Source organism: Chelatococcus sp. KU-N122 (assembly GCF_055391085.1).
This window is the reverse complement of sequence record NZ_AP043981.1, coordinates 8,249,756-8,275,289: the sequence shown is the minus strand read 5'-3', so window position 1 is coordinate 8,275,289 and position 25,534 is coordinate 8,249,756. Positions and strand designations below refer to the sequence as shown.

General features: G+C 68.7%; 21 protein-coding genes. 4 read left to right on the top strand and 17 right to left on the bottom strand.

The annotated features are described in order from the left end of the window. Positions 1-56: 56 nt before the first annotated feature. The 5 genes from ACZ5PO_RS37285 to ACZ5PO_RS37265 form a co-directional block, all read right to left on the bottom strand. Positions 57-1,388: a purine-cytosine permease family protein gene (locus ACZ5PO_RS37285; protein WP_464188039.1), complete on the bottom strand. Its 1,332-nt coding sequence runs from the start codon at positions 1,386-1,388 to the stop codon at positions 57-59. Between the two features lie 378 nt (positions 1,389-1,766). Beyond that, on the bottom strand, positions 1,767-2,543 hold the full coding sequence (locus ACZ5PO_RS37280) for an enoyl-CoA hydratase-related protein (RefSeq protein ID WP_464188037.1): 777 nt from the start codon (positions 2,541-2,543) through the stop codon (positions 1,767-1,769). Between the two features lie 106 nt (positions 2,544-2,649). Beyond that, positions 2,650-4,326, bottom strand: a complete 1,677-nt coding sequence (locus ACZ5PO_RS37275; protein ID WP_464188035.1) for a mucoidy inhibitor MuiA family protein — start codon at positions 4,324-4,326, stop codon at positions 2,650-2,652. A gap of 139 nt (positions 4,327-4,465) precedes the next feature. Further along, entirely contained in the window at positions 4,466-5,656 is a 1,191-nt protein-coding gene (locus ACZ5PO_RS37270; RefSeq protein ID WP_464188032.1) for an ABC transporter substrate-binding protein, read from the bottom strand. A 266-nt stretch (positions 5,657-5,922) separates the two neighbouring features. Further along, a complete protein-coding gene (locus ACZ5PO_RS37265; RefSeq protein ID WP_464188030.1) occupies positions 5,923-7,122 on the bottom strand; it encodes an ABC transporter substrate-binding protein in 1,200 nt (399 codons plus the stop codon). Between the two features lie 271 nt (positions 7,123-7,393). Here ACZ5PO_RS37265 and ACZ5PO_RS37260 point away from each other — a divergent pair, with 271 nt between their 5' ends. Beyond that, complete coding sequence (locus ACZ5PO_RS37260; protein ID WP_464188028.1) at positions 7,394-8,599, top strand: ABC transporter substrate-binding protein; 1,206 nt, start codon at positions 7,394-7,396, stop codon at positions 8,597-8,599. Between the two features lie 108 nt (positions 8,600-8,707). Here ACZ5PO_RS37260 and ACZ5PO_RS37255 read toward each other — a convergent pair whose 3' ends face one another. From ACZ5PO_RS37255 to ACZ5PO_RS37240, 4 genes are all read right to left on the bottom strand, one after another. Continuing rightward, entirely contained in the window at positions 8,708-10,846 is a 2,139-nt protein-coding gene (locus tag ACZ5PO_RS37255; RefSeq protein ID WP_464188026.1) for a N,N-dimethylformamidase beta subunit family domain-containing protein, read from the bottom strand. 74 nt (positions 10,847-10,920) lie between these two features. Beyond that, positions 10,921-11,934 carry an ABC transporter permease gene (locus tag ACZ5PO_RS37250; protein ID WP_464188024.1) on the bottom strand — a complete coding sequence of 338 codons (1,014 nt, stop codon included), beginning with the start codon at positions 11,932-11,934 and terminating at the stop codon, positions 10,921-10,923. A 44-nt stretch (positions 11,935-11,978) separates the two neighbouring features. Beyond that, positions 11,979-13,472 (bottom strand): sugar ABC transporter ATP-binding protein, encoded by a 1,494-nt coding sequence (locus ACZ5PO_RS37245; RefSeq protein ID WP_464188022.1) that lies wholly within the window; start codon positions 13,470-13,472, stop codon positions 11,979-11,981. A gap of 3 nt (positions 13,473-13,475) precedes the next feature. Then, the gene (locus tag ACZ5PO_RS37240; protein ID WP_464188019.1) at positions 13,476-14,462 is read right to left on the bottom strand and encodes a sugar ABC transporter substrate-binding protein; all 987 of its coding nucleotides are present in this window, start codon (positions 14,460-14,462) and stop codon (positions 13,476-13,478) included. 409 nt (positions 14,463-14,871) lie between these two features. Between ACZ5PO_RS37240 and ACZ5PO_RS37235 the strand changes: the two genes are divergently transcribed. From ACZ5PO_RS37235 to ACZ5PO_RS37225, 3 genes are all read left to right on the top strand, one after another. Beyond that, the gene (locus ACZ5PO_RS37235; protein ID WP_464188017.1) at positions 14,872-15,789 is read left to right on the top strand and encodes a MarR family winged helix-turn-helix transcriptional regulator; all 918 of its coding nucleotides are present in this window, start codon (positions 14,872-14,874) and stop codon (positions 15,787-15,789) included. A 152-nt stretch (positions 15,790-15,941) separates the two neighbouring features. After that, a complete protein-coding gene (locus tag ACZ5PO_RS37230) occupies positions 15,942-16,955 on the top strand; it encodes a S1C family serine protease (protein WP_464188015.1) in 1,014 nt (337 codons plus the stop codon). Between the two features lie 314 nt (positions 16,956-17,269). Continuing rightward, positions 17,270-17,986 (top strand): GntR family transcriptional regulator, encoded by a 717-nt coding sequence (locus tag ACZ5PO_RS37225; RefSeq protein ID WP_464188013.1) that lies wholly within the window; start codon positions 17,270-17,272, stop codon positions 17,984-17,986. A gap of 13 nt (positions 17,987-17,999) precedes the next feature. Here the strand turns inward: ACZ5PO_RS37225 and ACZ5PO_RS37220 are convergent, their stop codons facing one another. Genes ACZ5PO_RS37220 through ACZ5PO_RS37185 form a run of 8 tightly spaced genes read right to left on the bottom strand, consistent with a single transcriptional unit; the run spans position 18,000 to position 25,490 of the window. Next, on the bottom strand, positions 18,000-19,019 hold the full coding sequence (locus ACZ5PO_RS37220) for a branched-chain amino acid ABC transporter permease (protein ID WP_464188011.1): 1,020 nt from the start codon (positions 19,017-19,019) through the stop codon (positions 18,000-18,002). After that, positions 19,016-19,870, bottom strand: a complete 855-nt coding sequence (locus tag ACZ5PO_RS37215; RefSeq protein ID WP_464188009.1) for a branched-chain amino acid ABC transporter permease — start codon at positions 19,868-19,870, stop codon at positions 19,016-19,018. The genes ACZ5PO_RS37220 and ACZ5PO_RS37215 overlap by 4 nt, the downstream gene beginning before the upstream one ends. After that, complete coding sequence (locus ACZ5PO_RS37210) at positions 19,867-20,604, bottom strand: ABC transporter ATP-binding protein (protein WP_464188006.1); 738 nt, start codon at positions 20,602-20,604, stop codon at positions 19,867-19,869. The genes ACZ5PO_RS37215 and ACZ5PO_RS37210 overlap by 4 nt, the downstream gene beginning before the upstream one ends. Next, a complete protein-coding gene (locus ACZ5PO_RS37205) occupies positions 20,601-21,383 on the bottom strand; it encodes an ABC transporter ATP-binding protein (RefSeq protein ID WP_464188004.1) in 783 nt (260 codons plus the stop codon). The genes ACZ5PO_RS37210 and ACZ5PO_RS37205 overlap by 4 nt, the downstream gene beginning before the upstream one ends. Then, positions 21,380-22,534, bottom strand: a complete 1,155-nt coding sequence (locus tag ACZ5PO_RS37200) for an ABC transporter substrate-binding protein (RefSeq protein ID WP_464188002.1) — start codon at positions 22,532-22,534, stop codon at positions 21,380-21,382. The genes ACZ5PO_RS37205 and ACZ5PO_RS37200 overlap by 4 nt, the downstream gene beginning before the upstream one ends. Before the next feature lie 38 nt (positions 22,535-22,572). After that, on the bottom strand, positions 22,573-23,448 hold the full coding sequence (locus tag ACZ5PO_RS37195) for an isocitrate lyase/PEP mutase family protein (RefSeq protein ID WP_464188000.1): 876 nt from the start codon (positions 23,446-23,448) through the stop codon (positions 22,573-22,575). 36 nt (positions 23,449-23,484) lie between these two features. Beyond that, on the bottom strand, positions 23,485-24,300 hold the full coding sequence (locus tag ACZ5PO_RS37190) for an enoyl-CoA hydratase (RefSeq protein ID WP_464187998.1): 816 nt from the start codon (positions 24,298-24,300) through the stop codon (positions 23,485-23,487). Beyond that, complete coding sequence (locus ACZ5PO_RS37185) at positions 24,300-25,490, bottom strand: CaiB/BaiF CoA transferase family protein (protein WP_464187996.1); 1,191 nt, start codon at positions 25,488-25,490, stop codon at positions 24,300-24,302. The genes ACZ5PO_RS37190 and ACZ5PO_RS37185 overlap by 1 nt, the downstream gene beginning before the upstream one ends. Between the last annotated feature and the right edge of the window lie 44 nt (positions 25,491-25,534).

Genomic DNA, 25,534 nt, shown 5'->3' with positions numbered 1-25,534 from the left:
CATGGACGCGGGAACTCCGCGATTGGGTGATTTCACCCAATCGCGAAGCGCTTCGGTCAAACCGTTGCAGGTGCCGTTCGACGTATCAGGGCCGCGTACAGCGTGAAGCTGATCACGGCCGACGCGGGCCCGGAGAAGCTCGCTGTGGCGGCAATATTCTGCAGCACGACCCCGACGATCACCGCGCCGAACCAGACCCCCAGTCCAGTCCAATTGAAGGCAGGAAACTGGTCATCGGCGTCGGCAGCGCCGCTCTGCGACGGCGCATCCGAGAGCATGTAGGCCATCGCGATCCCCACCCAGGCGACGACGAATATCCCCTGGTAAGCGAGCGCTGTCAGAAGATAATGGAAGACGTCCGCCAGCATCAGCACGTAGACGACGACCCCCACCACGGTCGCCCACACGAATTTCGGCAGCTCCAGGCCGAACAGCAGATGAGAGAGCGATTCGAGGTTGACCGCCGCCAGATAGTAGTTCGCAGTGTTGATGCGGGTTTGCGTGATCCACACGAACAGGAGGCCGAGGCCGCCCATCATGACGATGATGGCCTTGACGGCGGACACCTCGCTCAACGCCCCTTCGAGGGGGATCGTGTTGACGAGGAAGATGCCGGCCAGGCCGCTGACCAGGAAGGCAACGACGTAGAACGGCAGCCCGAAGTTGACCAGCGCATGATAGCTTTCGTCCTCGACTTTCCCAAACCTGGCGTAGTCGAAGCAGAACATCATCAAAATCCACGCACCCATATAGGCCACGTAGACGTTCCACCAACCGCCCGCCGGCGCACCAGAGGGCGGGCCGGCCGACAGCCACGCGTTGCTGTAGCCATGCGTGGCAGCTGCGAGCGCCACGACGATCAGCAGGCCGACGATATAGAAAGGCAAGAGCACGCCATTGAACTTATCGAGCCAGTTCTGCACGCTGCCGAAGACCAGCGGAACCGAGTACAGCACAACGATCAGAGCGGCGATCTTGTAGCTGAGGCTCGGGGCTAGAAACGTGGCGGCGATGGCGATCACCGAGCCTTCGAACACGGCGTAGTAGATTGCGGTCGCAGCGAAGATGAGGGTCGCCAACGCCGAGCCCGTCGTACCGAACAGAATCCGTGAGAACAGTGCCACGGAAAGGCCGGTGCGGATCGCGTAGCGCGCGATGACGGCGTTGATTGCAGAATAGGATATCACCGACAGTATGATGCCGACGATCGCGTTCTTCGTTCCATAAGCGGACGCCAGCGTCGCCGATATGACGATGAAGAACATCGCGCTACAGCAGCTCCACCAGGCCATCGTCAGGCTGAAGGCGGGCATGCGGCTCGCTCGAGGAACCGCCGTCTTGGCGTAGTCGAGCGATTCTGCGGGTCCGGCGGAGATTGTTTCAGCCATCTCTGTCTTTCTGTGATCAGAATGGTTGTTTTTACATGAGAGATCGGATTGCATTGCCTCGACGCAATGCAATGGCAAGCATAGAATATTGCTTGGCGAGTTCTGCTTCTTGGTCGCTAACGCGAGAATCGTTGGTGGTGCGCGTACATCATGCCGGAGGCGTCGCAAGCACCTTGGCGCAGCTCACGCGGTGGCTATCCCGGGTGATCACCGGAAGAATAGCGCCGCCACAGGCCGTGCCGATCTCCGCGGAGGCCCTGACCGCTGTGCGCCGGGCACGCCCTTCGGGATGGATGGCCGGGCTTGACCCGGCCGTCCATCCGCTCAAAGGCTCAAACCGCGGTGCAGTGTTCCCAGCAGATAAGCTGAGGTGGGCGACTACCGGCCGGCGAAGCGCGGCGCCCGCTTCTCCATGAAGGCGGCGGCTCCCTCGCGCAGGTCCTCGGTGACGAAGGCGCGCGTCTGGGCGCTGGCCTCGCCGTCCAGCGCCGCCGCCAGGTCGGCGCTCCAGGCGGACTCGAGCTGGCCTTTGATCAGGCCGAGGCTGACGGGCGGGCCGTCGGCGAGACGCTGGGCGGCGGCGAGGGCCTCGTCGAGCAGCGCCGCGTCGTCGACGCACTTCCAGATGAGGCCCCAGTCCGCGGCTTTCTCCGCGTCGAGCGGCTCGCCGAACAGCGCCAGCGCACGGGCGCGCGGGGCGCCGATGGCGCGTTGCAGCAGCAGCGAGGTGCCGGCGTCGAGGGCGGCGCCGAGGCGCACGAAGCTCAGGATGAAGCGCGCCGAGCGGGCGGCGATGACGATGTCGCCCGCGAGCGCGATGCCGACGCCGGCGCCGGCCGCGGCGCCGTTCATGGCGACCACGATCGGCTTGGGGCAGGCGCGCATCTTCTCGACGAGCGGATTGATCGACTCCCGCATCTTATCGCCGATGCTGCCGCCGCTGGCGAAGGTGTCGCCGCCGAACTGGGCCCCGGCGCAGAAGCCCTTGCCGGCGCCGGTCAGGAGGATGGCGCGCACGGCGGCGTCCGCGGCAGCAGCATCGATCGCTTCGCCGAGGTCGGCGATGATGGTGCCGCCGAGCGCATTGTACCGCTCCGGATTGTTGAGCGTCAAAACCAGGACCGGCCCCCGCCGCTCCGTCAAAATCATCGACATCATCTGCTCCCTACGCGTGATCTGACCGGCGCCGGCCGGCCCGGGTTGTCGGCGGATACGACGTCCGCTTTAGCTGGCCTGCGCGCCGCTGCCCATGGCGTGGCAGTCACAGGCCGTCCTGCATGGTGAGGCGGATGTCGCGGTCGGCCGGCCACTTCATGCGGTAGGCGACGCGGACCTCCTTCTTCTCGTTCGGTCGCATCTCCCAGGACCACGCCATGACGCCGCGCTTATCGCCGACCTGCTTTTCGGTCGGCGCCGTCGTCTCGCGCAATTGCTCGACGACGATCGCCGTGTTCTCCGACACCGGCACCCGGTCGACGATGGTGACGCGCATCGGCTGCGGGTGCAGGTTGGTGACCACGGTCCTGACGTCGCTGAGCTGGTACTTCGATGCCGTGAACCAGCTCGGGTCGTTCTCGCGCCGGCGCACCGGCGCCCGCTCGATCTTGACGCGGTCGTCGGCGCCGAACCCCAGGTCGAGCTGATCGCCGGCCGCGGTCAATCCGATGCGGGTCTTGCCGACGAAGGCGCCGTCGCGGTACAGCAGCACCTCGCCGGGCAGCAGCGCCGCCTCGTCGGCGTTGGCGAAGCGCGCCGTCAGGTAGGCGGTGGTGTCGATGGCGGGCGACGCCTTCACCTGCAGCTCCGGCTCGATCTCGCGGGAGGCCAGGCGCACGGTCTTCGGCGCGCCGTCCTTGCCGACCGAGATGCGGCCGGGGATGCGATACTCCGCCGAGAAGCTGGCTGCCGCGGCCGTCGCCTCCTGCTCCTCGGCCGGGCGCTCCGCCTCCTTGGGGGCCGTCTGGTCCGCCAGTTGCGGACGGGCCGCCGCCGGCGGTGCCGGCAGCGGGGCTGCGGCGTCGCGGCTGGAGCGGCGGAGCATCACGGGCGGCTCGTAGATGGTGGCGACCAGCGTGCCGAGATCGGGCGCTGCCACGCCGCCGGCGACGCGTGTCGTCGACAGCACGACGGACGCATCGGTCCAGTCCTCGCCAGAGGTCTGCGTGATGCTGGCACGCCGCACGAAGTCGATCTTCGGCTTGGCGCCGTCGGCGCCCGTGCTGAGGCGCGCGTCGTAAAGCGGCGACCAGCGCGCGTTGCGCACACGATAGACGATCTTCAGCCTGGCCTTGGCGTCGGCTTCGGCGTCGATCGCGACGGTGACGCCGCGGCGCGGGGCGAGGCCGGGCCGGGAGCGGTCGAGCGTCGCCTCGATCGACTTGATCTCCCGGTCGATCTCGGCGGCGCGGGCGCGGAGCGCGACGAGCTGGGCGTTGATGTCCGCCGCGCCCTCGCCGATGGCCGTCCACGCCGCTCGCCACTGGGCGATGTCGATCGGCTTGCCCTCCTTGGCCGAGGCCTCCGGCGTGGCGGTGGCGAAGCGCTCGATCGCCCGCCGCTGCATCTCGGCGGCATCGATCCGGCCGCTGAGGCCGGCAAGCTCGGCACGCAGGTCGCGCAATTGCCGCTGCGCGTCGGTGTCCGGGACAAGGGCGGCCGGGATGGTCCTGATCTCGGCCGAGCCGATGACGATCGCCCGGTCGGCGTTGCCCTCGACGCGGATCGAGGCCGGGTCCAGGTCCGGCGGCAGCCCGGCGACGGTGAGCTGATGCGACCCGGCGGGAATGGCGATCTCCCCCGAGCGCGTCACCAGCGCCCCGTCCGGGAACACGGTGACGTTGTCGATCGCGGTGGTCAGCGGCAGATCGGCGGCGAGGGCCGCCGGGATGAACGCAAGCGTCGATACACTGGCAAGGGCGGCGGCGAACAGCGCTTTCATGGGCATCTCCTCACTCGATCGGTGCCGCGCCGTTTCAGCCTGAACCGCCGGTTTTTTCGGGGCGCTCGTGGGGCGGGCCGCGGACGGCCGCTTCACAGGACCGTGGACGGCGGGGGCCGTCCACGGGCGCCCGCGTCCGTCAGTCGATGTCCACCCAATGCTTGCCGTCGAAGCGCTGGAGCTGCAGCGTCTTGAAGGCGCTGAAGTCGTCCGGCGTGGTCTTGAGCACGATGTTCGACAGGTGCAGCGGCACGTGCACGCCGTCGATGTTGCCGACCACGCGCATGAGGTTTTCGCGGGTGAGATCGTCGCCCGCCGTCTTCAGCACGTGGTGGAGCATGGCGGCGTTGGTGTAGGCGACGGTGGCGTAGAAGTCGAAGGGATTGTCCTGCGGGTTCCAGGTCTTCATGAAGGCAATGTAGTCTTGCACCTCCTTGTCGTTGGACCAGCGCGGATCGCTCGGGAGCTTCAGAAAGGCGCCGGTGACGACGCCGATGGAGTTGTCGAGGCCGGCGGGCTCCAACACCGCGCTGACCGAGCTCGAGGCGTTGGCGACGAACTGGAGCGGGTTCCAGCCGAGCTCCCTGATCTTGCGGATCGCCTGGGCCGCGAACTTCGGCGTCGTCGCGCTGATGAAGACGTCGGCTCCGGAGGACTTGAGCGCCAGGATCTGGCTGTCGATGGTGGCGTCGGAGCTCTCGTAGCCGGCCTGGGCGACCAGCGTCACGTCTGTGGCGCCCGCCAGCGCGGCCACGACGCCGGCGAGGTGATCCTTGCCGTAGTCGTCATTGGCATAGAGCACCGCAATCTTGGCGCCGGGCTTCGCCTTGCGGATGTAGTCGACGTAGGTCTTCTGCTCGACGGCATAGGTCGGCCAGAACGGCATCGTCCAGGGGAACGCCTTGGGGTTGTTGAACTTCGCCGCGCCGGTGGCGATCAGCATCTGCGGCACGCCCTTGCCGTTCAGGTACTTTTGCGTGGCGGCATTGGTCGGCGAGCCCGACACGCCGTAGATCGCCAGCACCTCGTCCTGTTCGACGAGCTTGCGCGTCTGCTCCACGGCCTTGGGCGGGCTGTAGGCATCGTCGAGCGAGATGATCTTGATCTTGCGGCCGTTGATGCCGCCGGCGGCGTTGACCATGTTGAAATAGGCGACCAGCGTGCGGCCCGCGGCGCCGAAGGCCGATACGGGGCCGCTATAGGCCGTCGTGTGGCCGATACGGACCTCCGTGTCCGATGCACCGGTGCTGTATTTCTTCTCCGCCGCGAACGCGCCGACGGATGCGCATGCCGCCGCCATGACAACGGCGGCTCCAACGCGAAGCCTCATGGTGTCCTCCCGATGGGGCCTCGTGAGGCCCGTCGCCGGCTCCTCCGCGCTCGCGGGGCCGGCTTGCTCTGGCCGACCGCGCGAACGAGGCGCGGCCCTCCGGTTATTTTTGTACTTAACGGTCAGTAAAATATATGGGGGCGGCAGGTGAGTCAACGCGCCGGCGGCCGAACGATCGCCCCGGCAATGGGGTGCCGCCAAAGCAAATGGCCGGGGCGAGCCCCGGCCATCCGCAGTTCAGAGGTGACGCCTTCGACGGTCCGGCGTCAGCGGCTGAGCAGTGCCTCCGGCCGCTTGAACTCCTTGCCGTCGTACTCGCCGAGGTAGAGCGAGCGGATCGGCTCGTAGTCGGTGGGCGACATGTTGTAGCTGATGCCCGGCAGCAGGTGGATGGCGCTGAAGTCCTTGAGATTGGTGGCCTGCTTCAGCAGGTTCTCGTGGGTGAGGTCGTCGCCGCAGCGCTTGAGCAGCTCCGCCAGCACCGTGGCGCCGGAATAGGCGAGCAGGCCGACGCCGTCGGCGGGATCGATCGTCGGCGTGTATTTGGCGCGGAACTCCTGGTAGGCCTTGATTCCCGGGTCGTTGGCCCACTCGGCGGCATCGGGCTGCTTGGCGTAGATCAGCGAGCGCAGGCCCTTGGCGTTCTCGGGGCCGCCGGCGTTGATCAGCATGTTGCTGGCCGAGGAGCCGACGAGGTATTGCAAGGGCTTCCAGCCCAGCTCGGCGGCCTTGCGGATCGACTGGGAGACGAACTTGCCGACGGTGACGTTGAAGAACAGGTCGGCGCCGGAGGCCGAAAGCTTCACCATCTGGCTGTCGATCGTGGGGTCGGTGATGTCGTAGGTCGATTCCGACACGACCAGCGTCGCCGCCTTGTCGCCGAGGCCCGCCTTGAAGTCCTTGACGTAGTCACGGCCGAGGTCGTCGTTCTGGTAGAGAATGGCGATCTTGGCGTTGGGCCTGTTCTGCAACACCCATTTGGCGAAGAGCTTGGCCTCGGTGGAGTAGAGCGCCAGCGCCGAGGTGGACCAGGGGAATTTCCCCGGGTCGTCCCACTTCGCCGAGCCGGTGGCGACCATGAGCTGCGGCACCTTCTTGCCGTTGAGGTACTTCTGCACCGCCGACTGCGGCCCCGTGCCCATCGAATAGTACGTGGCGAGCACGCCCTCGTTCTCGACCAGCCGGCGCGTCGCCTCCACCGTCTTGGGCGGGCTGTAGCCGTCGTCGAGCGAGATCAGGTTGACCTTGCGCCCATTGATGCCGCCGTTCGCGTTGAGCTGCTCGAAGTAGGCGGTCTGCACCCGGCCGATCACGCCGCCGTAGGAGGCGGGGCCGCTGTACGGCACGGTCTGGCCGATCCGAATCTCGGTGTCGGACGCCCCCTGGTCGTACTTCTTCTCGGCGGCGATGGCGGCGCCCGGCACGGTGATGGACAGAGCGAGAACCGCCGTCAGGACGGACTTCATGCGTTACCTCCCAACCGAAGCTGCTGCCCCGCATCGACCGCTCGGGCCGGCCGGGGGCAGCCCGGTGCTGTTCGTTGTCGGCTGCGACCATGAGCGGCCGCGTCGCCACCATAGCGTCGCCAGCGGCGGTTAGAAGCCGTCCGCGCGTGCCTGCGACTCAGTGGCTGTGCGGCTGCCGGGTCCGGGATGGCGTGCCGGAAGGTCGTGGGTGGCGTTTCGCGGCGCGTGTGGTATTGCGAAAACGTATTTCAAAAAAGCCAGGAGGTGGAACGTGTACCCGTTCGTCGCTCGATTCGTGCTGTCAGGTCTGCTCGCCGCGGCGTGCGCCGCACCGGCGCTGGCGCAGAAGAAATACGATCCGGGCGCGTCCGACACGGAGATCAAGCTGGGCCAGACCGTGCCGCACAGCGGACCGGGCTCGCCCTATGGCGTCCTCGGCCGGGCGCAGGTCGCCTATTTCGAGATGCTCAACGAGAAGGGCGGCATCAATGGGCGCAAGGTGACGCTGCTGTCCATGGACGACGCCTACAGCCCGCCCAAGACGGTGGAGGCGACGCGGCGACTGGTGGAGCAGGACGAGGTGCTGGCCCTGTTCAGCTCGCTCGGCACGGCGACCCAGTCGGCGGTGCAGAAGTATCTCAACGCCAAGAAAGTGCCGCAGCTGCTGCTGAACACCGGCGCCGGCCGCTGGAACGACCCGGAGAAGTTCCCGTGGACCACGCCGGGCCTGCCCATGTACACCACCGAGGCCCACATCCTCGGCAAGCACATCCTGGCCTCGGTGCCGGACGCCAAGATCGGCATCCTGGCCCAGCACGACGAGCTGGGTAAGGAGTACGTCAAGGCCTTGAAGGAGGCGCTCGGCGACAAGGCCGGGAAGATGATCGTGGCCGAGCAGAGCTACGAGCTGGCCGACCCGACCGTCGACAGCCAGATCATCGCGCTGGCCAATTCCGGCGCCAACGTCTTCTACAACATCAGCACCGGCAAGGCGACGTCGCAGTCGATCCGCAAGGTGGCCGAGATCGGCTGGAAGCCGCTGCATCTCATCATGAGCGGCTCGACGGCGTCGGAGCTGATCACCGCAGCGGGGGCCGACAAGGCCATCGGCCTGACCACGGTCAAGTACCGCAAGAACGTGGGCAACCCGCAGTGGGCGGACGATCCGGAGATGAAGGCCTACGAAGCCTTTCGCGCCAAGTACCTGCCGAACGTCGACCCCACCAACGACCTCGCCTTCGCCGGTTATTCCCAGGGCGTGCTGATGGGCAAGATCCTGGAGGCGTGCGGCGACGAGCTGACCCGCGAGAACGTGCTGAAGCAGGCGACCAACCTGAAGAGCGTCACGGCGCCGGCCCTGCTCGACGGCCTCACCTACAGCACCACGCCGAGCGACTACGCGCCGCTGAAGACGCTCTACCTCGCCACCTACGACGGCAAGGACTGGAAGCTCGGCGACAAGCCGATCAGCGACTGAGCGGCCCGATCACCGGCATGAGGGCGCGCGCCGGGCGGCCGTTGTCGCCCGGCGTCGCCGCCGCAGCCGGAGCGGTGCGCGAGAAGCGAGCGGGCCCCGCAGCCGCGCTCATTCGCCTTGTTGCGTGCGCTTGCTCCTGCCCGTGAAATTGCGGACCACGTTGGCCAGCAGGCGGGCGACGTTGTTGTCGCCGCCGTTCACCGGCAACGCACCGGCGAAGATGATCGAGCCGACGGAGAAGACGGCCCCGCCGCCCTCCCGCTCGATCAGCACCATGTCGGAGCGGACGTTGCGGTTGTGGACGCCGTTCAATTGGTTCGACACGGTGGTCACGTCCTCCGGCACCGGCACGTACCATTCACTGTGCGGCTCGGAGGAGGCGAGCACCACGGTCTCGCGCGGCGTGCCGTAGCGATGATCGATGCGGTCGATCTCGTCGCCGCTGGTGCCGTTCATGATGAGGCCGAAGTCGCCAACGACCTCCTCGCCGATGCCGTCGAACACCCAGGCGATATCGGCGCGGTACGATTCCGGCGTGCGCCGGTAGCCCGGCGCCTTGCGGTCCCAGCCGTTGGCCGCCATGCCCACGCCGAACAGCTTGTGGGCGCTGCGGCCGCGCGAGCGCCACAGGCCGCCGAGCTCGCCGGTGCTGGCATGGTAGCGCTCGCCGGGCTCCGCATCCCAGTGCCTCAGCCCTTCTGACTTGCGCACCTCGATGACGTGCGCCAGGTCGCGCAGCAGCGTCGTCACCCAATAGAAGCCGTCGCCGCCGAGATAGAGCAGGCCGCCGCCGCGCTCCACGTGCGCCTCGAAGGCGTCGAGCATGGCGCCGCTGGTGTATTCGGGATGCGAGCCGGCGATGACGGTCTGATACGGCGCCAGGATCGTCTCGGCTTCGAGGTGGAGGTCGTGCTCGGTCAGGACGTCGAACGGGATGCCCAGCCGGTGCAGGAAATGGACGATGTAGAGGTCGCAGGAGAAGCGGCGCGGCGCCCCAAAACCCCAGAAGTTGTAGCTCGGACGCAGGTTGGGGATGGGGCGCAGGGCCGTGGCGTAGGCGACGCCGGAGCCGTCGCCGTGCAGGTCGTAAACGCTCTTGCCCCACTCCTGGTGCGCCGCCGCCAGTGCTTCCCAGACGCCGGTCTTCACCTCGATCTCGCTCGCCTGCTCGAAGTCGCCCTCGGTGAGGTGCTCGTTGGCGTAGGCCAGGTAGGTGAAGGTGCTCAGCACCAGGGCGATCCTGGCGGGCTGGGCCGTGATCGCCGGCCGGACGGCGAGGGGGATGTGGTCGGGCTCGGCCCCCTCGGCGCGGAGCCGCACCGCGTAGACGCCGCTCGGCAGGCTCTCGGGAATGGTGAGCGTCGCGGAGACCGGCCAGCAGGCGTCGGCGAGGTCGTCGTCGTGGAAATGGATGGCGTCGTACTGGGACGGCGCCTGCTCCCAGCAATGGACGCGGCCGGTCCAGGTCGGGCCGGTCATGGCCCGTGTCGGCGCGTTGACCAGATCGAGGTGCCAGCCGTGGCCGCCGCCATCGAGCGCCGTCTGCCCGGCCATGTCCTGCTCGAACATCCAGCGCGCCGTCCTGCCGCCCACGCTCAGGGTCGGGGCGGCGATCTTGCCGTTGTAGAGGCCATCGGCGAACCATTGGGCGCCGTCCTGGCGCAGCGAGGTGGCGGCGAGGAGGATGTGGCTCGGCGCGTGCAGGGCGAGCGCGGGACCGGTCGCCCGGTCGCGCAGCCGCGAGCGTGTCGCTGCCGCGTCGAGCTCCGTCACGGCCAGGGAAACCTCGCCGCCGCCGATGACGACGTCGATGCGGTACCAGGCGCGCGCCAGCAGCTGGCAGCCGCTCCGTGCGAGCGCCACGCCGGCGTGGCGGACGACGGGGCGTCCCTCAGCGTCGAGCGACAGGTCGACGGCGACGTCCGGCAAGCCGACGAGTGTTTGCAGGCGGCCCGCCGCCGGCGTCGTCGGCCACACCGCGAGCGACAGCGACAGCTCGCCCGTCAGGTCGACCGCACGGCGGCTGACCGCATAGGAGCCGATCGGCGTATCGACCTCGCGCGTGGCGACGACGATCGGTTGAACGGCCGCGATCTCTTCGTAGAGGAAGCCGGGACCGAGCGGATTGGTGTCGCCGTGCAGCAACCTGACCAGGTCGATGGTGGCCGTAGGGCCGGCATGGCTGACCATGACGTCGACGCGCTCGCCGGCGCGGCAGCCGAGCGTGGACAGATAGCCGATCAGCATCGGGACAGCCTTCTGCAAGAGACCACGAGTGGAGGTGAGGACCGGCGCCTGGAGACGTCCATGGTCAGACGTCGTCAGCTCACCTTGCGGATGTAGAGGCGCACCGCTTCCAGTGCGGCGGCCAGGATGAGCACGGCGCCGGTGATGATGCCGCTGAGCTCGGTGCCGACGTTGAGCAGCGTCAGCCCGTTCCTCAGCACGCCGATCAGCCAGACACCGATCAGCACGCGCCAGATGCTGCCCTTGCCGCCGGTGAAGGGGATGCCGCCCAGCAGCACCGCGGTGAGGATGGTGACCTCGAAGCCCGACCCCAGGGTGCCGGACGGCGCGCTGTTGAGCCGTGCGATCTGCAGCAGGCCGGCGATGCCGACGGCGAGCCCGGTCAGCGTGTAGAGCACGGCGACCGTCGCCTTGACGGGGATGCCCACCAGGAAGGCCGCGCGCGGGTTGACGCCGATGGAGACGATCCAGCGGCCGACCGGCAACCACGAGACGGCGACCATGCACGCAGTGCAGACGATTGCCGCGACGATGACGAGATTGGGGATGCCGAGGGTCGAGCCCGAGCCGAAATCCACGAACGGCTCGGGGAAGCCGAAGATCGAGCCCTGGCCGAGGAACTGCGCCAGCCCCCGGGCCGCGGCGAGGCCGCCGAGGGTGACGACGATGGGCGACAGGCCGAGCAGCCCGATCAGGATGCCGTTCGTGGCGCCGACCGAGAGACCGACGCCGAGGCCGATCAGCATGCCCGGCACCATGCCCCAGGCATTCATGGCGAGACCGGCGGTGACGCCGACCAGCGCGAGCAGCGAGCCGACGGACAGATCGACGTAGCCGGACATCAGCAGCATGGCGAAGACGGCGGAGACGATGAAGGTCGGCGCGTTCTGGGTCGCCACCGCCAGCAGGTTGGCGGGGCTGAGGAAGACGCTGCTGCGGCTGGCGAAGAAGGCCATCAGCGCGACAGTGGCGACCGGCAGCAGCCACCGGATCGCCAGCAGCGACGCGCGCTTCAGCTTCCTGCCCGCGGGCATCGGCTCGCGGCTTCGGAGTGCGGCGGCGTCGAGCCCCTTGGCCATCGTGTCCATGATCGTGATCCTGTTCGCGTGGCTCGTCGGCGGCCGTGTCGATGCTATCCGTGGGCGAGGGTGATCAGCGCTTCCTCGCCGACCGACGGGTCGACGATGTCGGCGACCGCGCCGTCGACGAGCACCAGCACCCGGTCGGCCAGGGCGATGATCTCTTCGGGATCGCTCGATGAAAAAATGACGGCGTGTCCGTCGGTGGCGGCGTAGCTGCGGAAGAGATCGTAGAGGTCCTGCCGCGCGCCGACGTCGACCCCCTGCGTCGGCTCGTCGAGCACCAGCACGCAGGTCTCGTCGATGCCCGTCATCCAGCGGCCGACCACCAGCTTCTGCGCGTTGCCGCCGGACAGCGTCCCGGCATCCTTGTCCGGGTCCGGTGGGATCAGCCCGATGAGGTTGGCCGTGCGCTCGAAGATCGCCGCCTCCCGGCGCTTCGAGCGCAGCGGGTTGGACAGCGCCGGATAGTGCGGCACGAGCAGGTTCTCCTGTGCCGCGAGCTCGTTGAACAGAGACTGTTCCTTGCGGTCGGAGGCCACGAAGGCGATGCCGCTCTTCTGGGCACGGCCCGGCGTGTCGACGCGGATCGGGCGCTGCCTGAGCCTGATGGCCCCCGTGCTCCTGCGGACGCCGGCGATGCCTTCGAGCAGGTCGGTCCGCCCTGAGCCGAGCAGCCCGAAGACGCCGACGATCTCGCCGCTGCGCACGCTCAGCGTCAGCGGGCCGGTCCAGGCCGAGCGGAAGTCGTCGAGGGCGAGAAGCTCGTCGCCGAGGGTGCGCTCGCGCTTCGTCCGCTCCGTGCCGGTCGCCGGCGAAATGGCGTGAACCAGGTCGCTCAGGCTCAGCTCGCCGATGTTACGGCTCCACAGGACGTTGCCGTCGCGGATGATGGTGACGGTATCGGCGACCTCCAGCACCTCGCGCAGCAGGTGCGTGACGTAGATGACGGTGAGGCCGTGATCGCGGGCGAGCCGCCGCACCAGGTCGAGCAGCAGGGTCACTTCGCTCTCGCTGAGCGCCGCCGTCGGCTCGTCCAGCACCAGCACCGACGGCTCCTTGAGGATGGCCCGGGCGATCTCGACGATCTGCTGTTCGCCGACGCTCAGGTCCTCGACCAGGCGATCCGGATCGAGCTCGACGCCGAGCGATTCCAGCATCTCGGCCGCACGCAGCCGGTGGCTGCGGAAGTCGATGGTGCCCCAGGGCCGCCGCACCTCGTTGCCCAGGAACATGTTGTCGGCGATCGACAGCTGACCGATCAGCTGGAAGTGCTGGTAGATGATGGCGGTGCCGGCGACGAAGGCGGAGGCCGGCGTGAAGCTCTGGTAGGCGCGTCCGCCGATGACGATCTCGCCCGAGTCCGGCGTCACGGCGCCGCTGAGGCAGCCGAGCAGCGTCGACTTGCCGGCGCCGTTGGGGCCCAGGAGGGCGTGAACCTGCCCCGGCTCGAGCCGCAGGTTGACGCCCTTGAGCACCTCCTGGCCCTCGTAGCTCTTGCGCAGCCGCCGGATGGCGAGGCCGTCGGCGGGCGGCTCCTCGAGCATCGATCAGTTCCCGTATTGGGCGATGAGCTGGTCGAGCTGCTTGGGGTCCCTGAGGGTGCCCAGCACGACCGGCGTCTCGTAATTGGTCTCGCCCTTGCCGGTGATCGCGGCGATCGAGTTGTTGATGATCGATTTGGCCAGGTCGTCGAGCAGGATGGCGGCGGACGATCGGTAGGCGCCGCCCTTCTTGACGGCCTGCAGTCCCTCGACCGTGCCGTCCTGCCCGGCGATGTACACCGCGTCGGGCGGGATCTTGGCGTTGGTGAAGGCGCGTAGCGCGCCGATGGCGGCGTCGTCGTTGATGCCGATGAACACCCTCAGGTCCGGGTGCTGGCGCAGCGCGTCCTCGGCGATCTGCAGGCCGCAGGACTGGTCGGCGCAATCCTGCTTGGAGACGACCTTGAGATCGGCCTTGGCGAATTGTTGCAGCGGCTCGTCCCAGCGGCCGGCGAAGCCGACGAGCGGCGTCAAGGTCGTCACCGCGGCGGTGACGCCGCCGTTGGGATAGCGCTGCTTGACCCAGGCGAGGGCGTCCTTGGCGACGAGGTCGCCGCTTTGGACGTTGTCGAAGCCGACCGAGCCGTCGGAGTGCTTGGTCGCGCCGGCATAGGTGAGCCACTTGGTGCCCTGGGCCTGGGCCTGCTTGCGCAGGCCGTCGAGGGCGGTGGCGTCAACGGCCAGCACGACGATGGCATCGACCTTGCGTATCACCCAGCTTTCCAAGGTCGCGCGCTGCGATTCGAGATTGCTCGATTGGGTGTTGTCGATGAGGGCCGTCACACAGCCGTTCTCGCCGGCGTACTTGACCACCTTCTTGCGGAGCGCCGCCGCGAACTCGGATTCGCCCACCGGATGACTGAAGCCGATCGTGTAGCGCTTCGGGCAATCCGCAGCGACGGCCGGCCTTGCGAGCGCCGTCAGGGCGCATGCCGCGAGCATCGTCGACGCAACCGTCGTCCAACAGAACCTGGGAGCGAGCTTCGGTTTCATGCCTGGGTCCCTCGTGTCACGCGCCGGCCGCGCGGTTGGGGCGCGAGGCGACAAGGAGCGGATGGAGGCCATGCAATCACATTGTTTGCGGCATTGCAATATAGAACGTGTACCAGTCATATGATTGCATGATCGACCGGATGTGCCGCGCCGTTGCCCCCCGCGAGCGAGCCGTGCTACTCAGCTGCAGGTGGCCACCAGCACTTTCGAGCTCTGGATGCCGGACGAGAATTGACATCGTAGACGGGCCATATCGGGCTCTGCGCTGACGGTGGGCATTCGCCGCTGTTGGCGTCAGGTATGGGCATATTTGATTGGTACACGTTCTTATTGATCTGCCGCGTGGCGGCGTTTGTTCGGGGCGGTGTGAGGCGTGGCGCAGGATCCGATAGCGGCTCGCAACGACGCCGTGAGCCCATCCCGCAACCTCTCGAACCTGGTCCCGTCGGTCCTGGCCACGCCCGGCTTCGCGCTGGGTGTCGCCGATCAGGTCGGCTCGGCCCTGTGGCGCGAGGTGGTGAGCACCACCGTGACCCAGCCGCAGTTTCTGGCGCTCATCGAGCTCCGCCATTCGCACGGCACGAGCCAGTACGAGCTGGCCGAGCGGGTCGGCATCGACAAGGTGACCATCGGTCCGATCGTCAAGCGGCTGAGCGAGCTCGCGTGGATCGAGCGCCGCAAGGATGACCGCGACGGGCGCCGCTCGATCCTGACCATCGATGCGCCGGGCAGCGATCTGCTGCGCGGGCTGCTGCCGGCGGTCGATCGCATGACCGACGCCTTCATGTCGCCGCTCACCACGACGGAACAGGCCGTCGTGGTGCAGAGCTGGGCCACCATCGCCCGCATCGCCACCGTGGCGCGCCTCGAGCCGCCGGGGCCGGCGGCGATCCCGGGCATCCCCGTTCCCGCGCACTATCCCTGGTTCTTCCTGCGCATCGCGCGCAGGAGCTACCGCCGGATCTGGCGGGACTTCGCCGGCGAGGACATCAGCCCGTCGCAGTACGCATTGCTGAGCGTCGTCGGCTGCTCGCCCGACGTCGACATCCGCACCGCGGCCGAGATGTCGTCCGTCGAAGAGACCACCGCGGTGCGGATCGTCATGCGGTCGATCCGGCTGCGGCTGATGCGCGACCGGCGCGATCCGCAGGACGCCCGCCGCTCGCTGCTGCGCCTGACCGAGGCCGGGGCGAACGAGGTGGAGCGGATCGGCGCGCACCTGACGGCGATGCAGGCCACGCTGTGCCTCGGCATCCCGCCGGGTGCGCTCGGCGAGTTCCACCGCCTGACCCGCGCCGTCGCACGCCTGCCGCCGATCCCGATCTGACGGGAGGGCTGCCGCGCGGGGGCCTCGCCCTGGCACCTGAGCATCGCCCTGCACGTGGCCGTGCGGACGTGCAAGGGCCGCCGCTGCCCGCCTCTTTAACCGCCGAACCATGGCCGCCATATTTCGTTGAACAACCAACAGTGATTGCAGCCATGCTCGACTTCACTCCCCACTTTCTCCTCAATGACGACGACACGGCCGACCTTGGGGCGCCTCAGCCCGCCGCCGTGGCCGACGGCCCGCTGCTGGACGCCTATTCGACGGCCGTGGCCGACGTCGTCGACCTGGTCGGCCCGGCGGTGGTCAAGCTCGATATCCGCCAGAACGGCCGCCCGGCCGGCTCCGGCTCGGGCGTGATCCTGTCGCCGGACGGGCTGATCCTCACCAACAGCCACGTGGCCCGGGGGGCCGTGCGCGTCGGCGTGCAGATGGCCGACGGGCGGCATTTCGATGCGCGCCTGATCGGCGACGACCCCGACACGGACCTCGCGCTCGTGCACGTCGAGCAGCCGGTGAACCTGCCGGCGGCCCGCCTCGGCAACAGCGGCTTGCTCAGGCGCGGCCAGATCGCCATTGCCATCGGCAATCCGCTCGGCTTCGAGGCCACCGTCACGGCCGGCGTGGTGTCGGCCCTCGGCCGCTCGCTCCGCGCCAAGAACGGCCGGCTCATCGACGACGTGATCCAGACCGACGCGGCCCTCAACCCGGGCAATTCGGGCGGCGCGCTCGTCTCGTCGCGCGGCGAGGTCATCGGCATCAACACGGCCATGATCATGGGCGCGCAGGGCATCAGCTTCGCCGTCGCCTCCAACACCGCGAGCTTCGTCATGGGCGGCCTGATCCGCCACGGCCGGGTGCGGCGGGCATCGATCGGCATCGCCGCCCACCCGGCCGTGATCGCGCGGCGCGTCCAGGTCGTCGCCGGCCTGGAGCAGGCGACCGGCGTGATGGTCGACTCCGTCGAGAGCGGCGGCCCGGCGGCCGCGGCGGGGCTGCGAGCGGGCGACGTCATCGTGGCGGTCGACGGCAGCCGCGTCACCGGCGCCGACGAGCTCATCCGCGTGCTGACCGAGGACAAGATCGGCCGGCGCGTGCCGTTCGACCTGCTGCGCCAGGGCCGGGCCCAGGCGCTCGACATCACGCCGCAGGAGCGCAGCGGTTCGTAGGGCGAAGGCATCCGCGACGGCGAGGCGCGAAAGACGGCGGGCCTGCCGCCGCCTTTCGCAGGGACGGCGGCGCCATCGATCGCCATAGAGGCGGTGCGGTGGATCTGCGCCGCGGCAGCGCGATCTTCTGGGTTGGTCGAGCCTCGCGGAAGAAATCGTCCTCGGGGCCGCCGCCCCGACGCCATGCCTACATTGGCGACCCAGTGGGCAATAGGCGCATCAACGGTCGGACTTCTGCGGGCGGGCGTCGCTACGCTTGCATAGTACATCCGCTGCTCCTATCCAGGACGTTCACTCTGGAGGCCGGATCGAAAGTGGATGCAGTGCCCGCCAACACCGTCAGGACAGACCCGGCGCCCGCGACCACCGGCCAGCGCGAGCGGGTGCAGCGCGCCCTCGAGGACGACATCGCCAGCGGCTTCTACAAGGCCGGCCAGCGCCTCGACGAACGCGAGATCGGCGCGCGGCTGAACGTGTCGCGCACGCCGGTGCGCGAGGCGCTCAACCGCCTCGTGTCGGCCGGGCTGGTGGAGGCGCGGCCCAAGCAGGGCTGCTTCGTCGCCTCGCTGTCGTTCCAGGACTTCCTGCAGCAATACGAGTTCATGGCGGATCTCGAGGCTCTCTGCGCCAAGCTCGCGGCGCGGCGCATGGATGGTGTCCAGCGCGACCGCTTGCGCCAGCTGGCCGAAGCCGGCCGTCAGGCGGCGGAGGCCGGTGACATCGAGGCCTACGTCCAGGTCAATCTGGACTTCCACCAGACCATCTACATGGGCGCGCGCAACCGCTTCCTCGAGCGCACCATCATGGAGCTGCGCCGGCGGATGGCTCACTACCGGAGCTACTCGTTCCGGCTGCCGGGGCGCCTCAAGGCCTCGGCGGCCGAGCATGAAGCGGTGATGGAGGTCATTCTTCGCGCCGATGCCGAGGAGGCCCATCGCCTGATGCGCTGGCATCTGGAGATCGGGCGGCCGGAGACGGCGGACTACCTGATGGCGGTCTCGCAGGCGCTGTTTCCGGCGACGGACGCCTGACGGAGGGCGGTCGCTACGGCGGTGTCGTTGCGCCGCTCCGCAGCCGCGCCATGCGCCTGACGATGCCGGCCAGCCCTTGCGGCCAGACGATCAGGACGAAGGCCAGGACCGCGCCCAGTATGACCTTGTTGCCGTCGCCGCCGATCGAGATGTAGTTCTGCTGCAGCAGGATGAGCGCGACCCCGAGCAGCGGCCCGAGCAGGACGCGTCGGCCGACGACGATGACCGCGGTCAGCATCAGGGTGAGGAAGTACATGTCGAACATGTCCGGGCCGACGTAGGCCCGCTGATAGCCGTAGAGCCAGCCGGCCAACGCCGTGACCGGCGCCGACACGACGAAGACCTGGAACCTGACCCGGCGGATATCCAGCCCCGAGGCGACGGCGAGCGGCGGGTTCATCTGCACCATCAGCGCCTCGGTGCCCAGGCGCGACCGGCGGAAGCGGTCGACGAAGCCGATGGACAGCACGAGCAGGAGCAAGGCGAGCGGCCACAGCTCCTGGCTCGACCGGCCGGAGAACTCCGCGAAGCCCAGGGGCAGGCGAAGCGGGGGGATGCCGACGATGCCGTCGGAACCGCCCAGCGCGTCGGTGTTGAAGGCGATCTCGCCCGCCACCACCGCCGCGGCATAGGTGGCAAGCGAGAACACGAACTCGCGCGTCTTCAGGGTCGCCCAGCCCAGGAACGCCGCCGCCGCCAGCGCCAGTCCGATCGCCGCCGCGGCCGTGACCCAGCCGTTGGCATCCCAGGTCGTCGACAGGATGGCGGCCGAATAGCCGCCGATCGCCCAGAAGATCGTGTGGCCGAGGCTGACCTCGCCCAGATACGAGAGCACGATGTCGACGCCCACCGCCATGACCGCGAAGATCGCCAGCGTGACGAAGAAGCCGTAGGTCAGCGGCGAGCCGCCGAGCCACCCGGGCAGGCCATAGGCGACGGCGATCGCAGCCGCGATCAGCAAGGCCTTGGCGGCGGGCGGAAGACGATTGCGGTGAGCGGCAGGCGGGTCGAGGGCGATGGAGTGTTCGGTCATCGAAACGAGAAGCCTTCCGGACGCAGGGTCAGAAACGCCAGCAGCACCGCGAACGAGGCCGCCGTCGCGTAGGCGGGCGACACCAGCGCGCCGAAGAACGCCGTGAAGATGCCGAGCAGCAGTCCGGCCACGAGGGCGCCGCCGACGTTGCCCACGCCGCCGAGCACGACGACGACGAAGGTCATGATGACCTCCTCGAAGCCCATGCTGGTCAGGATCGGCGTCTTCGGCGCCACCAGCACGGCAGCGACCGCCACCAGCACCGCCTCCAGGACGAACACCATGGCGTAGACGATCCAGGTGTTGATGCCGAAGATCTGCGCCAGCTTGGGGTCCTCGGCGATGGCGCGGACCATGGCCCCCTGGCGCGTTCGGTTGAGTAGCAGCCAGACGCCGGCGTAGAGCGCCAGGGTGACGACGACGATCAGCAGGTCCTGGCCGGTGAACCAGATCGGGCCGACCTCGAACTGCACCTGGTCGGCTGGGCTGGCGAGCGGGTGCGGCGAGCCGCCGAAGCCCAATCCGGCCGCCCCCTGGATCATGTAGCCGAAGCCCAGGGTGACGATCATCAGGCTCGTCAGGTTCTGGGACATGACGAGCCCGCTCATCATCGACTGCATGAGGACACCGAGGACGGCCATCAGCAGCACGGCGATGACGGCGGCTACGGCGAAGCCGAGCCCCCACCGGGTCAGCACGAACCAGCAGATGAACGCCGCAAGCATGTACATCTGGCCGTGCGCGAAGTTCACCAGGCGCGCAGCACCAAGCAGGATGGTCCAGCCGAGCGCCACGCAGGCGAAGCCGGAGCCGATGATGAGGCCGTTGACCAGTTGCTGGGGAACGTTCACGGCTCCACCTCCGTCAGGCCGCCGAGGTAGGCTTGGGCGATGCGGTCGTCCTTGCGCATCGTCTCCGCATCGCCGTGGCCGACGATGCGGCCGCGCTCGAGCAGGTAGAGCTCGTCGGCCACGTCCAGGGCAGCGCTGACGTTCTGCTCGACGAGCAGCACCGAGAGGCCGCGGTCGACCAGGCGGCGGACCACGGTCAGCACGTCCAGGATCAGGCGCGGCGCCAGGCCCACCGAGGGCTCGTCGAGCAGCAGGACCCGCGGTGCGGCCAGCAGCGCCCGGCCGATGGCGAGCATCTGGCGCTCGCCGCCGCTGAGCGCCGAGCCCTTGTGCGTGCGCCGCTCGTAGAGGCGCGGAAACAGGCTCAGCACGTCGTCGCGGGTGAAGGCGTGGCGGCCGGACTGTGGCGGCACCGCCGGCACCAGCGCGAAGTTCTCTTCCACTGTCAGCTCGCCGAAGACGTTCTTGCCTTCGGGAACGCATTGAATGCCCAGACGCGCGCGCCGGTAGGCCGGCGCACGCGCCATGCTGCGCCCGTCGAGCCTGACGTCGCCGCCGACCGACGGGGTGCCGCGGGACCAGCCGGCGCAGGCGTTGACCAGCGTGCTCTTGCCCGCCCCGTTGGCGCCGGCGACGGCGACCAGACGCCCGGCGCCGACGCCGAGCGTGGCGTCGCGCAGAGCGACGCTGCCGCCATAGCGGACAGTCAGATCGTGCGCGTCGAGGACGTTCATTGCGTACGCCCCAGGTAGGCTTCGAGCACGGCGGGGTTGGTCCGGATGGCGGCGGGGGCGCCCTCGGCCAGATGCCGGCCGGATTCGATGACGACGATGCGGTCGGCCACCGCCATGATCAGATCCATGTGATGCTCGATGACGACGAGCGCCAAGCCTGCGCCCTTGAGGTCGAGCAGGATGCTGGCGAGATGGCGCATGTCGCGGCCGCCGATGCCGGCGGCCGGCTCGTCGAGCAGCAGCGCGCGGGGGCCGTCGCCATAGGCCAACGCGACCGACAGCAGCCGCTGGATGCCATAGGGAATCTCCCCGGGGCGCTTGTCGTAGTGCACGGCGGCGATGCCGAAGCGATCGAGCAACTGCCTGGCGGCGCCGGTCGCGGCCCGCCGCGTCGCCGCTTCGCGCCACGGCAGCAGCAGGCTGGCGCAGAGCGGTGTGGAATGGCCCCGCACGAGAACGCTCATGGCGTTCTCCATCACCGTGAGGTCGCCGAAGAAGCTGTTCTGCTGAAAGGTGCGGCGTAGACCCTTCCGCGCCAGCTCGTGCGTCGGCACCGACGTGATGGTTTCGCCGGCCAGGTAGCTCTCGCCGCCGTGGCGAACACTGTTGGTCACGGCGGCGAAGCACGAGCTCTTGCCGGCACCGTTCGGGCCGATGATGCCGAGGATCTCGCCGGCCGCGACCGACCAGCTGACGTCGTCGAGCGCCTGCAGCGCGCCGTAGCGCACGGACAGCCGGTCCACGTGCAGCACCGCGGCGTGAGGGGCCGACGCCATCATTCGACCAGCTTGAGCTTGCCGGAGGTGCCGTCGACGACCTCGAACATCCGCGGCTTGACCGTCATCTGCCCGTTGGCGGCAAAGCCGACGTCGCCGAAGTTGGTGTCCTTGACCGTGTGGCCGCGGATGGCTTCGGCCAGCTTGAGCCGGTCGAGCGACTGCGTCTGCGCCACCGCGCTCGCCCACACGCTGACCGCCTGGGCCGCGACGCCGGCCTCCTCGCCGGGCGGACGGCCGATCGCCTGCCGATAGGCGTCGTAGAATTCGCGGGCGCGCGCGACGCCGTCGAGCGGGGGCAGCTCGGGCAGGTAGGCCGAGCCGCTGACGATGCCGTTCAGCTGGTCCTTGGCGACATTGAAGACCTCGGGCGTGAGCAGGGCGATGCCGGCCACGAACTGCGACTCGATGCCGGCCTGGCGGTACTGCTGGACGAGGGCCGACATGCCGGAGGTGGCGGCGTTGATGACGACGACGACATCGGCCTTGGCCGACTTGACGGCGGTCAACGAGACGCGAAAGTCCGTCTGCTTGAACGGGAACTTCTCCGTCAGGACGATCTCGAACGGCTTGCCGAGTTCTTTGCCGAGCGCCTTCATCTTGTCTTCGATGAGCTGGCGGAAGTCGTTGCCGTAGGCATCGTTCTGGATCATGAAGGCGATGCGCCCGGCGCCCTTGGTCTCGATGACGTAGCGGGCGATGGCCTCGGCATCGATCTCGTTGGAGCTGATGATGCGGATGCCGTAGGGGTTGCCTTTCCCGGAGAGCACCGCCTCGGCCTTGGCCGAGCAGGTGATGTCGAGGATGTCGGCGGCCGCGATGACCGGCTGCATGGCCAGCGCGACCGGGGAGTTGCGCCCCTCGAAGACGACATCGACCTTCTCGCCGATCAGCTCGTTGGCCCGGCTGATGCCGACGGCGGGCGTGCTCTCGTCGTCCTTCTGGGAGATCACCAGCCTGCGGCCGAGCAGGCCGCCGCGCTTGTTGATCAGCTCGACCTGCACGCGGGCGCCGGCGGCGGCGTCGATGCCGCTCGTTCCCGCCGGGCCGCTCATGGGAAAGATCGTGCCGACGCGGATCGGCGGCTCCTGCGCGGCTGCCGGGGACAGGCCGAATACGGCGAGGCCTAGGGCCGCCAATACTCCTCGGATCACGTCAAACCTCCCTGTTCAGTTTTATTGTCGGCCGGCTTTTACTTGTGTTGTCCGGTCTCGACCGTTCGTCGTTCGATATTCAGCAGTGTCTCGAGCCCGATGGTGTGGTGAATGAGCTTCTGAAGCTCCGCCGCCGCCTGGGGCGTGGCCGCGGTCGGATCGGCGTCGCCCGCTGCCATGGCGCGGTAGGAGGCGCGCATGGCCGCGTAGGCGGCGAGCAGCGGGCTCGCCGGATCGACGAGCAGCCGGTAGCCGGCGGCGTGCAGGTCCTGCACGCTCATGCCGCCGGCGGTGAGGCCGCCGCCCAGGGTCATGTACATGAGGGGGCCACCGAGGCGTTCGCCGATGGTCCGCACCTCCTCCGGCGTCTTGGGAACGACGAAGAGCATGTCGGCGCCGGCGCGCCGATAGGCCTCGCCCCGCCGCAGCGCCTCGTCGAGGCCCACCTCGCGTGCCGTATTGGTGCGGGCGATGATGACGAAGTCGGGGTCGGAGCGGGCGGCCACGGCCTCCCTGATCTTGCCGACCATCATGTCGAGGGGGATGGCGTGCTCGATGCCGACGTGATGGTGGGCGCGCTTGGGCGCCAGCTGGTCCTCGATCTCGATGGCGGCGAAGCCGGCCGCTTCGCTGAGCGCGATAGTGCGGCGCAGGTGCATGGCGTCGCCCCAGCCACAGGCGCCGTCGAGGATCAGCGGGGCACGGCTGACGCTGCGGATCTCGAGCCCGGCCTCGACCATTTCGGTCAGCGTGAGATTGGCCTCGGTGACGGCCTTGACGTAGCCCATCGAACCGCCGCCCAGGTAGAGCGCCTGAAAGCCCGCTTCCTCCGCCAGCCGCGCGGTCAGCGGATTGAAGACCAGTGGCGCGATGAGGGGCTTGCCTCCCGCCAGAAGCTCACGAAAGCGGCTCACGATCATCCTCCCCGTCGACTGTTCTTGTTGGCCGCGTCACCTGCCCCTGAAGGTCGGGCGTCGCTTCTCGGCGAATGCCCGCCGGCCCTCCGCATAGTCCTCGCTGGCAAAGCACGCGCTGACGGCTCGCGCGCATGCGTCGAGGTCCCGCTTGTCCGGATCGGCGACAGTATTGGCGATGCAGAGCTTGGCGGCTGCGATCGTCATCGGCGCGTTCTGCGCGATCGTGGCCGCGAGCTCGGCCGTGCGCGCCGCCAGTTCGGCCTTCGGCACGACCTCGTTGACGACGCCGAGCCGGAGCGCCTCCTCCGCGCCGAATTGTCGAGCGGTGAAGAAGATGTGTTTGGCGGCGGACGGGCCGACGAGATCGACGAGCCGCTGGATGCCGCGATAATCGTAGCCGAGCCCCAGCTTGGCGGCCGGGATGGCGAAGCGGGCGTCGTCGGCGGCGATCCTGAGGTCGCAGCTCAGCGCCAGCGCCATGCCGCCGCCGATGCAATAGCCCTCGATCCGGGCGATCGTCGGCTTCGGGAACACCGTGAGCCGCACCAGCGCGCCCTTCGAGATCTCGTCGTAGCGCGCTACGTCCGCTTCGCTGGAGCGGCGCTTCTCGAACTCGGAGATGTCGGCACCGGAGGCGAAGGCCTTGCCGCCCTGGCCGGCGATGACGACGCAACGGATCGCCGGGTCGGCCTCGAAGCCGCTCAAGGCGTTCTCGAGGTCCTGCCACATGCCGAGCGAGAGCGCGTTCAGCTTGCTCGGGTTGGCGATCAGCGCCTGGCCGACCGGGCCTTCCACATGGTGCTCGATGCGGCCCACGGGCACCGCGGCGTCGGCCGATTGCGTGTCCATCACACCACCCCGTTTCGTTTGAGATCGTCGATCTGCTCGAGATCGTAGCCGAGGCTCTGGAGGATCTCGGCGGAGTGCTGGCCTTTCTCGGCCGCCGCCGTCTCGACGCGGCTCGGCGTTCGGCTCAGGCTGACGGGCTGGCCCACGACCTGGATGTCGCCCAGCACCGGATGGGCCAGGCCGTGCGCCACCTGCTGGTGGCGCACCTGCGGATCGGCAAACACCTCGTCCATGCGATAGATCGGTCCGCACGGCACTCCGGCCTCGTTCAGCCGCTCGATCCAGTGAGCCGAGGTGTTCGCCGAGAGCGCTCCGTTCAGCAGCTCGCTCAGCCTGGCGCGGTTGCGCGTGCGTTGCGCATCGCCGGCGAAATCGGGATCGTCGACGACCGCATCCAGCCCGACGACGGCGCAGAGCTTGCGCCACATGGCATCCCCGGCCGAGGCGATGTTGATATGGCCGTCGCCGGTGCGGAACGTGCCCATCGGCGCGATCGACGGATGATCGTTGCCGGCCTGGCCGGGCACCACGCCGTCGATCAGCCAGCGGGCGGCCTGGAAATCCATCATGGCGATCTGCGCCTCCAGCAGGGAGGCGCACACCCATTGCCCCTCGCCGGAGGTCTCCCGCTCGATCAGCGCGAGCAGGATGCCGAAAGCGCAGAACAGCCCCGCGCTCAGGTCGGCGACGGGAATCCCCGCCCGGACCGGTCCCTGGCCCTTGAGGCCGGTCACCGACATGATGCCGCCCATGCCTTGCGCCACCTGGTCGAAGCCGGGGCGCAGCGCGTAGGGGCCAGTCTGGCCGAAGCCGGAGATGCTGGCGTAGACGAGGCGCGGGTTGACCGCCCTCAGCGTCTCGTAGCCGATGCCGAGCCGTTCCTTGACGTCCGGCCGGTAGTTCTCGACCAGCACGTCCGCTCGCGCCACCAACTGCTTCAGGATCGCGATGCCGCGCGGGGCCTTGAGGTTCAAGGACAGGCTGCGCTTGCCGCGGTGCAGGTTCTGAAAGTCGGAGCCATGGCGGGGGCCGCCGTAGCCGTCGCCGGGCTCGGGCGTCTCGATCTGGATGACGTCGGCGCCCCAGTCGGCCAGCTGCCGCACCGCGGTGGGGCCGGCGCGCACGCGGGTCAGGTCCAGCACGGTGAAGCGGCCGAGCGGGCCCGCACGCTGCGGCTTGCCGACGCTCAAGGCCGCCAGCCTTTCCACGACTCCCGGACCGACATGCGCATGCG

Bases quoted from the DNA above. Each gene is read 5' to 3' on its own strand.
- ACZ5PO_RS37285 (WP_464188039.1), bottom strand. From the start codon at position 1,388: ATGGCTGAAACAATCTCCGCCGGACCCGCAGAATCGCTCGACTACGCC.
- ACZ5PO_RS37280 (WP_464188037.1), bottom strand. From the start codon at position 2,543: ATGTCGATGATTTTGACGGAGCGGCGGGGGCCGGTCCTGGTTTTGACG.
- ACZ5PO_RS37275 (WP_464188035.1), bottom strand. From the start codon at position 4,326: ATGAAAGCGCTGTTCGCCGCCGCCCTTGCCAGTGTATCGACGCTTGCG.
- ACZ5PO_RS37270 (WP_464188032.1), bottom strand. From the start codon at position 5,656: ATGAGGCTTCGCGTTGGAGCCGCCGTTGTCATGGCGGCGGCATGCGCA.
- ACZ5PO_RS37265 (WP_464188030.1), bottom strand. From the start codon at position 7,122: ATGAAGTCCGTCCTGACGGCGGTTCTCGCTCTGTCCATCACCGTGCCG.
- ACZ5PO_RS37255 (WP_464188026.1), bottom strand. From the start codon at position 10,846: ATGCTGATCGGCTATCTGTCCACGCTCGGCTGCCGCGCCGGCGAGCGC.
- ACZ5PO_RS37250 (WP_464188024.1), bottom strand. From the start codon at position 11,934: ATGGACACGATGGCCAAGGGGCTCGACGCCGCCGCACTCCGAAGCCGC.
- ACZ5PO_RS37245 (WP_464188022.1), bottom strand. From the start codon at position 13,472: ATGCTCGAGGAGCCGCCCGCCGACGGCCTCGCCATCCGGCGGCTGCGC.
- ACZ5PO_RS37240 (WP_464188019.1), bottom strand. From the start codon at position 14,462: ATGAAACCGAAGCTCGCTCCCAGGTTCTGTTGGACGACGGTTGCGTCG.
- ACZ5PO_RS37230 (WP_464188015.1), top strand. From the start codon at position 15,942: ATGCTCGACTTCACTCCCCACTTTCTCCTCAATGACGACGACACGGCC.
- ACZ5PO_RS37220 (WP_464188011.1), bottom strand. From the start codon at position 19,019: ATGACCGAACACTCCATCGCCCTCGACCCGCCTGCCGCTCACCGCAAT.
- ACZ5PO_RS37210 (WP_464188006.1), bottom strand. From the start codon at position 20,604: ATGAACGTCCTCGACGCGCACGATCTGACTGTCCGCTATGGCGGCAGC.
- ACZ5PO_RS37205 (WP_464188004.1), bottom strand. From the start codon at position 21,383: ATGATGGCGTCGGCCCCTCACGCCGCGGTGCTGCACGTGGACCGGCTG.
- ACZ5PO_RS37190 (WP_464187998.1), bottom strand. From the start codon at position 24,300: ATGGACACGCAATCGGCCGACGCCGCGGTGCCCGTGGGCCGCATCGAG.